Consider the following 12,783-nt stretch of genomic DNA (forward strand, 5'->3'; position numbering starts at 1 on the left):
GCTGACCCAGGCTTCCAATTTCCGGGGCCCATCAAGTCAGTTCTGGTGGTGCTCGGCGCTCAGTGGTTCATGCCCGTCAAAGTCCACTTCAACGTCTGCTCCGTTGGGATCTTTGAAAAAGACTTGCCACTGAATCCAGGGCTCGGGCGTGCGAACAATGCGATACTGCAGGCCGGCAGACTTGAGCTTGTCTAGCAGCGCATTAATGCCTTCACCGCGAAACGCCATATGGTCAAGGACACCCTTGCGCGGATCAGGCATTTCCTGAACCTGTACCACGTGCAACACAGCCGCTTCATTCGCATACAGCCAGAGCCCCGGAAACTTGAAGTCGGGTCTGGGACCGCGAGACAGTCCAAGCATCTCGGTGTAGAACTCTTCGGTCTTGTGAAGATCGTCGGTCACAATCGTGAAATGATCCGGGCGTAAAATCGCTGTCACTTTGGAGCTTCCTGAAAAGGGTGTGCTGGAGAACATCTGAATGGCACACAATACCTGTCAATTAAAACAGAAAAGCAGTTAAATTTTATAAAAACAATGTATTGAACGCCGATGTTTCATGGCGGTTTGGCGTCAGTTCCTGTCATTGAAATGGAAAAGAACGCTGACCGACCCGCAATGGGGTGGTCAGCGAAGTGGCCTCGTCGGGAGCAACGCGGCTTAACGTGTATGTGCATCAATGCTGGGAAACGGCGGCGTTGCCGCGGTCGTGCCTAGAACTCTTTCAGCAATTCCATTCCCACGATGCGGCCGCGTTTAAGCGTGGAAAATGTTCCGGCCTGAGGTCGTTCGGCAAATGGCTCTGCCGTTCCGGTCGACAGCGGGCCGCCAAAGGGCAGTTGCGTGTCATTACCGACAATCGCTTCATCGAGAAGGTTCTTGCCATAGAGCGAGACGGTCAGGCCCTCGACCGGTGTTACCCAGGCGAGGCTGGCATCAAGCATGTCGGCTTCGCTCACCCAGCCAAGATTATTGTCGCTGTAAGCAAACGCATCCTTGTGCTGGAAGCTGGAGCGGACGGTCAGATAGCCCGACGAGGCGAGATCGATATCCCAGATGAAGCCGAAGCCGTAGGTGGTTTCCGGGACACGCGGGATTTCGAGGTTAGCGTCATTGGCATCGGTGACGCCGTCGCCCGAAATGTCGGCGCGTACCTCTTCATAGGAGGCGTCGATCAGTCCAATGTTTGCAAGCAGCAGGACATTGTCGAGAAGCCTGAAGGTCGCTTCGGCTTCAATGCCGGAAATGTCGGCATCGGCAGTGTTCAGGATGAACTGGGAGACGCCAGACGTCGGCGACGAGATATTCACCTCGCGCTGCATGTCTTTGACCTGGTTCAGGAAGGCGGCGAGGTTGAGGCTGCCGCGACCGTTCGGATCGCGGTATTTCAGTCCGACTTCGTAGGCATCGACGCTCTCCTCGTCGAAGGAGGCGGAGCCTGTCTGCGCAACCTGTTGCTGGAAGACGGCCGGATTGGTGATGCGGAAATTGTACCCACCCGACCGGAAGCCCCTGGTGTAGGAGCCGTAGGCCTGCATGGCGTCGCTGAATGTGTACTGAAGCCCGATTTTCGGCGTCACATTCGACCAGTCATTCTTGTCGGAAACATCGTCCGGGCAGGTCGCGTCGGTGACGGAGCACTGGCCGGCCCGTGGTATGGTGTAGGCAATGTCGGCGTCCTTTTCCTCATAGGAGTAACGCAGGCCGAGAATGACGGTGAGCGCGTCGGTCAGGCTGTAATCGCCTTGCGCGAATGCGCCCCAGACCAGATGGTCCTGTCGGCCTCCGCCAGAGAAGGTGACGGGGGTGATGGGCGGCAGGAAGCGATGTTCGGTATAGGCAATTTCCTGATCGAAATAGAACAGGCCGGTTGTCAGTTCGAGCGCGCCGAACGTTCCGGCATATCTCAGCTCATTTGAAATTTGCTCCTGCTCGAGATCGCTGGCTGAGTGGAACAGGAATTGCGGCGTCGCGTCGATGTCGCCGCCCGTATCCTGATGGAAATTCCGGTAGCCGAGAATATTGGTGATCGTGCCATTGCCGAAAGCTACGTCCCAGTCTGTCCGCAGGGAGGCGAGCGTCGTTTCGTTCTCGTAGAGGCCGCGATAATCGTTCGAAAAATCGAAAGTGCCGCGCCGGTAGATGCCGCGATTCTGCCCGACGGGGCCATCGGCTTCCACCTCTGTATGCTCCAGCTTGGCGAGCACCGAAACATCGCGGCTGGCCAGCCATTCGAGCGAGCCGCGGATCACGAAAGTGTCGCCGCCGCCGCGGTTTTCATTGAAGATCAGGTCCTTGAAGTAGCCTTCGTCGTCATTGAAGTATCCTGATACCCGTCCGTTCAGACGGTCAGCGATGAGCGGGCCGGAAACATAGGCCTGCACATAGGTGCTGGCACCGCCGCGATCGCCGTCAATCGGGGTTTCATAGGCAAGCCGCGTCTTGGCCTCGAAATTGGATGCCGGATTGCCGGTATTGATCAGGACGGCGCCGCCCGTGGTGTTCCGCCCGAACAGGATCCCTTGCGGGCCACGGACCACTTCGATGGATGAGATGTCGAACGTGTCCTGGATGAGGCCGTTATTGACGCCAATATACACGCCATCGACAAACACGCCGACGGTCGGGTCGATCGAGGGGATGGACGAATTGACGCCGAGCCCGCGGATCGAGAAATTGGCGACGCCTTTCGATGTGCCGACGTCGTCGAGCGAGACGTTGGGGGAGGAATAGCTGAGACTTTCAATGTCCCTGACCTGCAGGGCCTCAAGCGTGTCGGCGCTGAAGGCCGTGACTGCGACAGGCACGTTCTGGACGTTTTCCGGGTCCTTCTTCTTGGTTGCAGACACCGTCACGACATCGAGCACGCGGTCGATGGTGCGCGCTTCCCTGTCTGTGTCCTGAGCCGTGGCTGACAGGCATGTCGCGCTCAGGGCTGCGGCGGACCCCGCAGCCATAAATATGTGTTTCATGGTTTTCTCCCTCCTGGATTTTTTTGAAAGTCGGTTGCCGGCCGAATGCCGGGACTATTGCGGGCTGATCACGAAGTGAGACGGTGCCTGTCGCGCCGTTCGTTATTGTATATACATGATATGATTTCCGAATGCCTGAGAGCGAACAAAAACGGACAAGGTGACCGATCCGATCTACAAAGCGTGTATATGCACCAACATGTGCATGCGCAATAAAAAACTTCGAATCTTGTAATTTTTTGGCTTTGATATTAGTTATTCTCTACACGTAATGTAGATACACGAAAGTGTTGCCATGCAAGATCTGAAAAGCGTCGGGGTGCGGTGTGCGGCCCTCAAAGTGTTGCGCGCGGGCCGTGTGCTCACGCGCGCTTATGACGAAGCGCTACGCCCGACCGGACTGACGATAACCCAGTATACACTGCTCAATGCGATCGGGCATTATGAGCCTGACTCCATTGTCACGCTCGGGCAGCTTCTCGACATCGAGCGGACCACATTGTCCCGCAACCTGGCGCTGCTGGAGAAGGCAGGGCTGGTGCATCTTGGAGAGCAGGGGAGTGATCGCAAGCGTGAGCTCCTTCTGACGACGCGCGGCGTGAAAAAGCTGGAAGAGGCATACCCGCTCTGGGACAGCGTCCAGACGCGGGTGGAAGCGCTCTTTGATGAGCGCGAATTTCTTGAGCTGGGCGATCTGCTTCGCCGGGTGAAGAACGTCTAGCGGGCTGTCATGGGGCGGATAAAGCAGGTCGTCGTGCCCGTTGCCATCAGTCGGCCTTTCTGGTCCGTCACCTGAGCCGTGGCCGTCGCGATTTGTGAACCTCTGCTGTCGACATCTGCTAGCGCACGCACCTGGCCGGTCGATGGCAGGATCGGCCGAATGAACTTCACTTCCGTGCCGACAGAGACAAAAGTTTCAGCGGCCGCCAGGGTGGATTGCACGGCACAGCCCAGCGCGGAATCGAGCAGGGCCATAACCCAACCGCCGTGCACAAGTCCCATCGGGTTGAGATAGTCCTCGCCCGGTTCCCCCCGAAATTCGCAATGGCCGTAGTTGGCCGCATGGATCCAGCTGCGCATTGTTCTGGCCATTGTAGGGGCTGGCAGCTGGCCGGCGAGCAGGGCCTGAAGCTGTTCAAGCCCCGTCTTGTGGGCGATGTCGTCAGGCGCGGCAAGGCCGAAAGGAATATCGAGAAAACCGACGGGTTCGAAGGCGGAGTCCTGTTGGGTCTGTTTCGGTGTCACGGTGTGGTTTCCTGGTTGGGGCGCAAGGCCTGAGGCAGGCGCGCGGGGCTGGTCATGCAAATTATAGTGTATATGAAACATTGACCTTTCAGGTAGTAAAGTGCATATACACTATTATTCGTTTCTGGCTGAGTGAGGAAGGGCGGCGGAATGAGCGTTACCGGTGAGGGAGTTTTTCGAGGCCTGTTAAAATGGCGGTGGGTGGCTCTGCCCGTGCTGCTGGGCATGATCGCCGCAACGGCGATGTCGCTGCCGAAGCTTCAGAAGGACACGTCCGCCGATGCCTTCATTGGCGAGGACCAGCCTGCGCTCGTCTACAAGAACCATATTGAAGACGTTTTCGGGCTGACGGACCCCATCGTGGTCGCCGTCATCGACGAGGATGATGACGGGATCTTTGATGCGGAGAACCTCGCCCTCGTGGAGCGACTGACGCGGTCCATTGAAAGCCTGCCGCAAATTGATCCTGAGCGTGTCACCAGCCTTGCGACCGAAAACTACATTGCCGGAAACGCCGAAGGCATCGTCGTGGAAGGCTTTCTCGATCCGGACACCGCATACTTTCAGGCGCCGCCCGGTACGCTCGAGCGGGCAGGCGAAGTGCGCGCTGCGATTGACGATTTTCCCTTGTACCAGGGCCTGCTCGTCGGCCGCGAAGGCACAGCCACACTGATCGTTGCCGAGCTGATCGATGACGACCTCGCCACCGAAGCCTACAATGGCGTGCTCGACATTGTCCGCTCGGAAACGGTGGCGGACGGAACGAAAATCCACGTCGCGGGGGAAGGCGCCGTGATGGGATATCTGTCGACCTATATCGACAATGATGCGAGCCGCCTCAATCCGATGGCGGGCCTGATCATCACGCTCGTTCTGCTCGTGGCCTTCATGTCGCTGCGGGCTGCGATCCTGCCGAACCTTATAGTCGCGGGCACGGTGCTCGGATCGTTCGGCCTGATGGCCGCGTCTGGCACGTCATTCTTTGTGATCACGAACGGACTTGTAGTGAACCTGATCGGCATCGCAGTCGCCGACTCCATCCACATCCTCTCGTCCTATTACAGCGTGCTGCGCGATGAGCCAGCACTGAACAAGAGGGATGCTGTCGTGCGGGCCATGGCGCAGATGTGGCGTCCCGTGACCCTGACCTCGATCACGACGATTGCCGGCTTTCTGGCCCTGTCGATCAGTTCGGCGATGCCGCCCATCCAGGCGTTCGGCCTGTTCGGTGCCATCGGCGTCTTTCTGGCCTGGGTCTATTCCATGACCTTGCTTCCGGTGCTGCTGAGCCTGTGGCCGACGCGCCGGATCCCTGCGCCATTTGCCCGGCGCAGAAATGGCGCCGCGCGCGTCAGCCTGGCAGAGCGCGCAATGTCCGCGCTGGGCGCGCGCGTGCTGGCGGCCCCGAAAACTGTTGTCACCGTCGGTGTCGCGCTCTTCGTCTTCGGTGTTGCCGGCGCCCTGCAGCTGCAGGTGGAGGAAGAGCGGATCGCCAACTTCAAGCCCAGCGAGCCCGTCTATCAGGCCGACAAGGTGATCAACGCCACGACAGACGGCATCTACAGCCTCGATGTACTCATCGAAACGCCGGCGCCGGAAGGGCTTTACGATCCCGAGCTGCTGCGGCGGATCGAGGACCTGCAGGCCTATATGGAAACGCTGCCCGCGGTGGGCGGCACCACGTCAATCGTTGATTACGTCAAACAGCTTCACCGCTCGGTGCAGGAGGGCGACCCGGCCGCGTACACCATACCGGACGATCCGGACCTCATCGCGCAGCTCTTCTTCCTGTATGCGGCCAGCGCAGATCCGGCGGATTTCGAAGAGGAGGTTGATTATGACTTCCAGAGAACGCTGGTCCGCGCGCAGGTCTCCGACGGTCGGTACACGACAAATCGGGACATCGTCCCCGTGCTGGAGCGGTATGTCGAGGAGCACTTCAACGACGAACTGGCGACGGCAACGGTCACGGGCCGCGTCACCGTATCGTATTACTGGTTTCACGGCATTGACCGCTCGACCATCCTGTCTGTCCTGCTTTCATTCGGAGCGGTGACGCTGGCTGCAATATTGCTGTTCAGGTCTCCAGTGCTTGGGCTTCTTGCGGCATTGCCGGTCGGCCTTGCCATTCTGCTGGTCTATTCGGTCATGGGGTGGAGCGGCGTTGCGCTCGGCATGGGCACGTCCATGTTCGCGGCCATCGCCATCGGCCTGTCGATCGACTTTGCGATTCACGCGCTCGAGCGTATTCGCGAACTTGCCCGCGAGCGGGGCATATCCGTCGATACGCTCAAGGATCTTTACCCGGAGACGGGCCGCGCGCTGTTCTTCAATTTCATCGCTGTTGCCGGCGGCTTCGGCGTGCTCACCACGTCGGACGTGCCGCCGCTCGTCAAGTTTGGCTCACTCGTGGCCGTCGCAGTGACCACGGCATTCCTGGCCTCCGTCACACTCTTGCCGGCACTCGTTCTCCTGCTCAAGCCGAGCGCCATGACTTCCAGATACAGAGAGGAACCCTCCCATGCGAAACTTGCTCCTACCACTTAGCCTCGTCCTGCTTGGATCGCCCGCCGCCGTTGCGCAGGGGGCGCTCACAGGTGACGAGATCGTCGCCAATGTGAACGCACGAGAAGATGGAGAGCACGTCACGCGACGTTTCGTCGTCGAGCTCACTGATCGCAATGGGCGTATACGGACGGAAGAGACAATCGCGCAGCGTCGCTACTTCGATGACGAAAAGCGCACGATCATTTTCTACACCGAGCCGAACAGCGTGCGCGGGACCGGCTTCCTGACGTTTGACTATGCCGAACCCGAAGCGGATGACGACCAGTGGCTGTACCTGCCAGCCCTCCGCAAGGTGCGCCGGATATCGGCTTCCGATCGCGGGGACTACTTCCTCGGAACTGATTTCACCTATGAAGAGATCAAGAAGGAGCAGAAGATCGAAACCGAGGACTATGTGTTCTCGGCGCAAGGCTCTGAAACGGTCGATGGGCGCGAGCTCCTTATCGTCGAAGGCCGCCCTTCAAGCGAGGCGGTTGGCCGGGAACTCGGCATTTCCAGGGTGGTCTGGCGGATCGATCCGCAGATCTGGATGAGCCGCGTGACCGACTATTACGACCAGAATGGCAACCATGCGCGCACCATCGAGCTTGAAGCTGTCGAGACCATAGATGGCTTCCTGACGGCAACGCAGATGTCTGTTGTGAATCACAAGACCGGCCACAGCACACGGATCAGCTTCCACGACACCGACTATAAGGCCGATGTGCCGGAAAACCTGTTCACGCAGTCCAGGCTGCGCAGGGGGCTGTGATGGCGCTTCGCGCGCTGATCGGATGCGGCCTGATTTGGCTGTCATATGCTGTGCTGGCACAGCCTGCCGCGTTTGCGCAGGTGCCAGAGCTGCGCGGAAGCCTCACCAGTCGATTTGCGGGAGAGCTGAACGGCGGAGATGCGCAGCTTGCGGAAATCCTGTTCGAACCGGAGCTGTCAGGTTCATGGGGAGCCAATGTCAGCTATACGCTGATCGGCCGCGCGCGGTTTGATGCCGTTGATGAGCTGGAGCCGGGCAAGCCCGGCGCGCAGGCTGGTGCGCGCTCGGCCTGGAACCGCCGCGTCTTCGAGGGCGATGACGCAGACTTCGAGCTGCGCGAAGCCTATGCGGACATTTACGCCGGCGACTGGTTCGTCCGCGCCGGGAAACAGCAGGTGGTCTGGGGGCAGGCGGACGGCCTGCGCGTGCTGGACCAGGTCAATCCGCTGAGTTTTCGCGAATTCATCCTGGGCGACTTCGAAGATCGCCGCATTCCATTGTGGATGCTGAACATTGAGCGGCCAATCGGGTCAGTAACGGCGCAGTTCCTGTGGATTCCCGACACCACGTATAATGAGTTTCCCCGGCAGGGCGCGTTCGCCTTCACGTCGACGTGGAGCCAGCCAGGGATACCCGCAACGGCGCAAACTGTGACCTTGAACCCCGCAAGGCGGCCAGAACGGATGCTGGCCGACAGTGATATCGGCCTACGCCTCAGCGGATTTTCAGGTGGCTGGGACTGGTCGGTCAATGCGCTCTACGCCTTTCACGACACGCCGGTCGCGAAACGACAGACCATCGCGCCGGGTCATGTGGGCATCACGCCGACCTATTATCGCTCAACGCTTCTGGGGGGATCTGCGTCCAATGCATTTGGCAAGCTCACGCTTCGCACGGAAATCGGGTATCAGAGCCGAAGCGCTGTTCTGACGCGTGACGCGAGCGATGCGGACGGCGTCGTCATCTCTCCGGAAGTGAGCGGCGTGGTTGGCCTCGACTACCAGCTCGATGCCGACACGCTGCTCAGCACCCAGGTCTTCGCCAGTCATCGCACGCGCCATGGCCCCAAATTGGCCACTGACCGGACAACCTCGACGATCAGCCTGCTCGGTTCGCGCGAATTCTACAATGACCAGCTGAAGCTCCAGTTCCTGCTGCTCCAGAATATCAATGACGGCGATGGGCTATTGCAGGTGTCGGTGCAGCGCAACCTCACCGACGCCGTGACCCTGCAGCTCGGTGCCGACATTTTCCACGGAGACCGCAACGCCTTCTACGGACAGTTTGACGACCGGGACAGGGTTTGGGTCGCATTCGAGTATGGCTTCTGACACTCGCACGTTCCGGACCGGCGGCGACATCATTGCTCGGATCGTACTGAGGGTATTTACCGGCTGAGGGCCTGCCGCATCAGTTTCCAGTATCAAACTTGTCTACCTTGCGCTCGCCGAACAGCATCTTCTGTTCGAGGCGTGCCCGCAGGGCGGCGTAATAGGCTTCCAGGAAGGCGACATCATCTTCGCCCTCGCCCTTTTCCCGACCGATCTTGCCGCGAATGCGCTCGGCGACGCGGGCCTTGATCTCTTTCGTTGACTGGCGAAGCACGTCTTCCAGGACGTGGAGTTCGTGAATGCCATAAGTGTCCAGTTCAGCTTCGGTGAACTGATAGGTCGAGCCGCGGGAGAACGGCGTCGGTGAGGTTATGTCCTGCTTCAGCTTGGTGCGCGGGGCATGAATGACGATCGTGCCGGCGATGAGGTCCCCCACGCGAAGCTTGTCACGGTTGAACAGCGGAAAGAGGACAAAGACGCCGGTCCAGGCGATGCCCAGCAGGCGGATCCAGCCGCTGACTTCGTCCTCTGCCGTCATCAGGAGCAGGCTGAGCGGCAGGAAAACTTCCAGTTCCCGCATGAAATTGCGTGCGAGCACGGCGTTTGCGGTGAGCCGTCCGCCATTGCGGGCGGCGACACGCAGGCCGAGGGCGCGTTTGCCCGGGGTCGCCGCCTTCCGGCCGATCTCGAAGAAGATGAAGTAGAAATTGCGCAGCAGGAAGACGACAACCGCGCTGACGGAGCCGGCAATCACCCAGCCTTCGAAACCCATGGAGGAAAAGGCGAGCGCGATGATCCAGACTGACGCGATGATCGCCATGATCTGCAGGGCAAAATCGAGAAGGAAGGCTCCGGCGCGCTCCGAAGCTGTGGCAATCTTCAGGTTTAGCGCCGCGCCTTCCGGAGTAATGAGCGAGCGCACGCGCCTGGCCTGGCGAGCCTGTTCCTTGAGCCGCAGTTCGCGGCGGCGGATCGCTTCGCGCCGTGCATCCCCGCTGGCGGCGTCGGGCCCGCCTTTCTTCGTGATAGAGGGGCGGGCCATCAGCGTGTTTCCTCAGGGCGTTGGCGCGGCCAGTAGAAATAGGCGAGCCAGAAGGCGAGGGTGGAGACCGCAATCACGTAGCGGGTGACATCTGAATTGATCAGCTGCCTCCCGAACCCTTCCAGCAGGGCGGCGATGAACAGCATCAGCACCGCGCCAATAATGACGAGCGCCGCCTCATTACCGGCGTCGCGCATCGACTGCATGCGCGATTTTGTGCCGGGGAACGCGACCGCTCCGCCAATCATGAAGCCGGCTGCCCCTGCCAGCACGATGGCGAAAAGCTCGGTGACGCCGTGTATGAGCAGCCAGCCAGTCAGTTCAAAACCGAGCCCCTTGTCCCAGAAGACGGCGTAGAAGCTGCCGAGATAGACGCCATTATAGATGAGCAGGATGGCTGTCGGCATGCCGAAACAGAAACCCAGCGCGAAAGCGAAGATGGCAATGCCGCTATTGTGCGAGAAGAGCTGCGCGGCAAAGGCGGCGAGCATGTCTGCAATATCGGTGTCTTCGGTATAGAGCGTCTCGCGCAGGTGCTCGACGCTGGCGTCCGGATTGCGGCTGTCCCAGCCCTGATGGAAGGTCCAGTACCACTCCATGTCCTGCATGCAGAGGAAGAAGGCGAGGGCTGCGCCGCCGAAGAGACAGAGCGCTGCGAGAACGGTTGGCCAGAGTGCAGCAGACACCGAAGCGGGCCAGTCGCGGCGGAAATATTGCGCGATGCGACGGCCGATGCTGACCCGTGTGCCATAGACAAAGAAATAGGCCCGCGCACACAGCGTCTCGAGATAGGCGAGGACGTTCTGGTCGAGCGAGATGGAACGAGCCATGGAGAGCGAAGACACCGCCTGGCGGTAGAGCGCGGGAAGGGCCGTCATCTCCTCGTCGGAGAGTGCTCGCACACCGCGCTTCTCGGCGCGGGTGACGATCTGGTCGAGCCTCGTCCAGTCATCCTGGCGTTCTTCGCGGAAGCGGTAGGATTTCATTACGCGGTCGTTCACAACAGCTCCCTCCGCTTGATGTCGAGATAGCGGGAGACAAGCTCGCTGCCGAACCGGTCCGGTGTGGTCTCAATGACCTGTGCGCCCATGCGCTGGAGGCGGCGGAAGACGATTTCGCGTTCCTGAAGCAGCGTGTCGGCAATGACCGCGCGGCTGACGTCCTCGGCAGCATCGGGCGCGGCATTGATCATCTGGCTGAGCGCCTCGTCTTCGAAAGTCGCGAACACAACGAGGTGCTTGTCGAGCAGGCGGGAGACGTTTTCCAGCATGAGTTCGGCAGAGATCGTGTCGACGAAATCGGTGAAGAGGATGATCAGCGAGCGACGCTCAAGGCGGCTGGCGAGGGAGGTCAGTGCGAGTGTGTAGTTCGCGTCTTCGGCGGAATAGTCGAGCTGCGAGGCGAGACGCTGGACGTGCGGGAAAGCGCCGGTGCCGGTGAGGACAGAGCTTTGCACGCTGGGGCGTGCATCAAAGCCGAATATCGCGGTGCGGTCGCCAGAACGCAGGGAGACATAAGCCAGCAGGAGCGCAGAATTGATCGCCCGGTCGAGCTTTGGCACGCCGCCCAGCGGCTCACTCATCAGGCGTCCGGTGTCGAAGGCGAAGACGATGTTGTGATTGCGCTCGGTGCGGTATTCCTTGGCCAGCAGCATGCGGTGGCGCGCCGAATGCTTCCAGTCGATGGCGCGCCGGTCCATGCCGGCGACAAATTCGCGAAGGGCATCGAATTCTGAGCCGTCGCCCCGGTCCATCTGGACCTTGATGCCGAAATCGGCGTCGCGCTGATAGATGCGAACCGCCTCTTCCTTCACCCAGCGCGTATTCGGCGTGATGGCGATCTCCTGGTCGAGTGGTCTGACCTTGCGGATGGAAACCAGCCCAAGAGGGCCTGACCAGCGCGTCCAGATACGCTCCAGCCGCCCGGTGCCACGCCGGATCGGCTTCAGGATGAAGTCGGCCGTGTGCGCCCGGTCCTGCCAGCCCTTGATAATTTTGCGCCGGGGTGAAGCGATAAGCGCGTTGGTTTCCAGCTGGACCTCCATCCGCGGCGGCAGCGGGCCTGCGGGAAAGGTGAAGGTGACCGGCACCGGGTCTTCGCCTGACATGTAGAGCAGGGCCGGCGCCTCGATATCGATGTCGAGTTGGTAGGCGCGCGCGGCCATGACGAGGTCTGCGAACATCAGCGCCGCCACGGCGGCAATCCAGCCAGCCGACAAGGTCCACCAGGCTGGCGCTGCCACAGCGATCACGAGCAGGAGCGGAACCCCCACCAGCATCAGCCAGATGGATCGCAGGGTTGGGGAGATCATGCCGGTGTCCCCCCTCCGCCCTGCAGGGCACTTCCCCCGTGAACGGGGGAGAACGTCCAGACGCGGTCTTGCGATCCGCTTTCCCCCCCCGCGCGCGGGGGAGGTGCCCGAAGGGCGGAGGGGGCTTCAGGTTCGAGATTCTTCCAGGGCAAGCCGAATGGCTTCGAGTACGCCTTCAATATTGTCGTAGACCTCGGTGTTCCAGGCACGAAGAACGAGCCAGCCGTGTTCGTACAGCCAGACACTCCTCTGCTTGTCGCTTGTGCGTTCCGCTTTAGTGCTGTGGGTTGCCCCATCAACTTCGACGACAAGCTTTGCTTCAATACAGGCGAAGTCGACGATGAATGGGCCAATTGGGTGCTGGCGGCGAAATCTGAAGCCTCCAATCTGGCGCCGTCGGATAGGTGCCCAGAGTTTATGCTCCGCAGAGGTGAGGTTTTTGCGCAGATGACGGGCTTGTCTGGTCTTGGCGTCCTTGCGAATTGGTTTTTTCCATTTTCTGAAATCGAAAGTTTCCCCCCTCCGCCCTCCGGGCACCTCCCCCGCAAGCGGGGGAGGAGGGC

The 12,783-nt window shown here is 60.3% G+C and carries 11 protein-coding genes; 4 read left to right on the forward strand and 7 right to left on the reverse strand.

Annotated features, from left to right (window positions below; all coding sequences use genetic code 11):
• Nucleotides 1-36 precede the first annotated feature (36 nt).
• Nucleotides 37-441, reverse strand: coding sequence for a VOC family protein (locus B8746_RS01265; protein ID WP_198943686.1), 405 nt, complete (start codon nt 439-441; stop codon nt 37-39).
• A 272-nt stretch (nt 442-713) separates the two neighbouring features.
• The gene (locus B8746_RS01270; protein WP_084391427.1) at nt 714-2,972 is read right to left on the reverse strand and encodes a TonB-dependent receptor; all 2,259 of its coding nucleotides are present in this window, start codon (nt 2,970-2,972) and stop codon (nt 714-716) included.
• 295 nt (nt 2,973-3,267) lie between these two features.
• Here B8746_RS01270 and B8746_RS01275 point away from each other — a divergent pair, with 295 nt between their 5' ends.
• Nucleotides 3,268-3,693 carry a MarR family winged helix-turn-helix transcriptional regulator gene (locus B8746_RS01275; RefSeq protein ID WP_084391428.1) on the forward strand — a complete coding sequence of 142 codons (426 nt, stop codon included), beginning with the start codon at nt 3,268-3,270 and terminating at the stop codon, nt 3,691-3,693.
• Here B8746_RS01275 and B8746_RS01280 read toward each other — a convergent pair.
• Nucleotides 3,690-4,217 carry a PaaI family thioesterase gene (locus tag B8746_RS01280; protein WP_233123797.1) on the reverse strand — a complete coding sequence of 176 codons (528 nt, stop codon included), beginning with the start codon at nt 4,215-4,217 and terminating at the stop codon, nt 3,690-3,692. The genes B8746_RS01275 and B8746_RS01280 overlap by 4 nt on opposite strands.
• 201 nt (nt 4,218-4,418) lie before the next feature.
• Between B8746_RS01280 and B8746_RS01285 the strand changes: the two genes are divergently transcribed.
• Genes B8746_RS01285 through B8746_RS01290 form a run of 3 tightly spaced genes read left to right on the forward strand, consistent with a single transcriptional unit; the run spans nt 4,419 to nt 8,867 of the window.
• Entirely contained in the window at nt 4,419-6,764 is a 2,346-nt protein-coding gene (locus tag B8746_RS01285) for an efflux RND transporter permease subunit (protein WP_198943687.1), read from the forward strand.
• Complete coding sequence (locus tag B8746_RS17205) at nt 6,739-7,536, forward strand: outer membrane lipoprotein-sorting protein (RefSeq protein ID WP_198943688.1); 798 nt, start codon at nt 6,739-6,741, stop codon at nt 7,534-7,536. The genes B8746_RS01285 and B8746_RS17205 overlap by 26 nt, the downstream gene beginning before the upstream one ends.
• Nucleotides 7,536-8,867, forward strand: coding sequence for a DUF1302 family protein (locus B8746_RS01290; RefSeq protein WP_084391430.1), 1,332 nt, complete (start codon nt 7,536-7,538; stop codon nt 8,865-8,867). Before B8746_RS17205 ends, B8746_RS01290 begins: the two co-directional genes overlap by 1 nt.
• A 79-nt stretch (nt 8,868-8,946) precedes the next feature.
• Here the strand turns inward: B8746_RS01290 and B8746_RS01295 are convergent, their stop codons facing one another.
• The 4 genes from B8746_RS01295 to B8746_RS01310 all read right to left on the reverse strand — a co-directional run bounded on the left by B8746_RS01295 (nt 8,947) and on the right by B8746_RS01310 (nt 12,757).
• Nucleotides 8,947-9,909: an RDD family protein gene (locus B8746_RS01295; RefSeq protein WP_084391431.1), complete on the reverse strand. Its 963-nt coding sequence runs from the start codon at nt 9,907-9,909 to the stop codon at nt 8,947-8,949.
• Complete coding sequence (locus B8746_RS01300) at nt 9,909-10,910, reverse strand: stage II sporulation protein M (protein WP_084391432.1); 1,002 nt, start codon at nt 10,908-10,910, stop codon at nt 9,909-9,911. The genes B8746_RS01295 and B8746_RS01300 overlap by 1 nt, the downstream gene beginning before the upstream one ends.
• Nucleotides 10,907-12,220 carry a DUF58 domain-containing protein gene (locus tag B8746_RS01305; protein ID WP_084391433.1) on the reverse strand — a complete coding sequence of 438 codons (1,314 nt, stop codon included), beginning with the start codon at nt 12,218-12,220 and terminating at the stop codon, nt 10,907-10,909. The genes B8746_RS01300 and B8746_RS01305 overlap by 4 nt, the downstream gene beginning before the upstream one ends.
• Nucleotides 12,221-12,346: 126 nt before the next feature.
• On the reverse strand, nt 12,347-12,757 hold the full coding sequence (locus B8746_RS01310; protein WP_233123799.1) for an endonuclease domain-containing protein: 411 nt from the start codon (nt 12,755-12,757) through the stop codon (nt 12,347-12,349).
• Nucleotides 12,758-12,783: the final 26 nt, after the last annotated feature.

It is taken from the genome of Henriciella pelagia (assembly GCF_002088945.1).
In the GTDB taxonomy this organism is placed as follows: Bacteria; Pseudomonadota; Alphaproteobacteria; order Caulobacterales; family Hyphomonadaceae; genus Henriciella; species Henriciella pelagia.

Bases quoted from the DNA above. Each gene is read 5' to 3' on its own strand.
- B8746_RS17205 (WP_198943688.1), top strand. From the start codon at position 6,739: ATGCGAAACTTGCTCCTACCACTTAGCCTCGTCCTGCTTGGATCGCCC.
- B8746_RS01275 (WP_084391428.1), top strand. From the start codon at position 3,268: ATGCAAGATCTGAAAAGCGTCGGGGTGCGGTGTGCGGCCCTCAAAGTG.
- B8746_RS01305 (WP_084391433.1), bottom strand. From the start codon at position 12,220: ATGATCTCCCCAACCCTGCGATCCATCTGGCTGATGCTGGTGGGGGTT.
- B8746_RS01290 (WP_084391430.1), top strand. From the start codon at position 7,536: ATGGCGCTTCGCGCGCTGATCGGATGCGGCCTGATTTGGCTGTCATAT.
- B8746_RS01270 (WP_084391427.1), bottom strand. From the start codon at position 2,972: ATGAAACACATATTTATGGCTGCGGGGTCCGCCGCAGCCCTGAGCGCG.
- B8746_RS01295 (WP_084391431.1), bottom strand. From the start codon at position 9,909: ATGGCCCGCCCCTCTATCACGAAGAAAGGCGGGCCCGACGCCGCCAGC.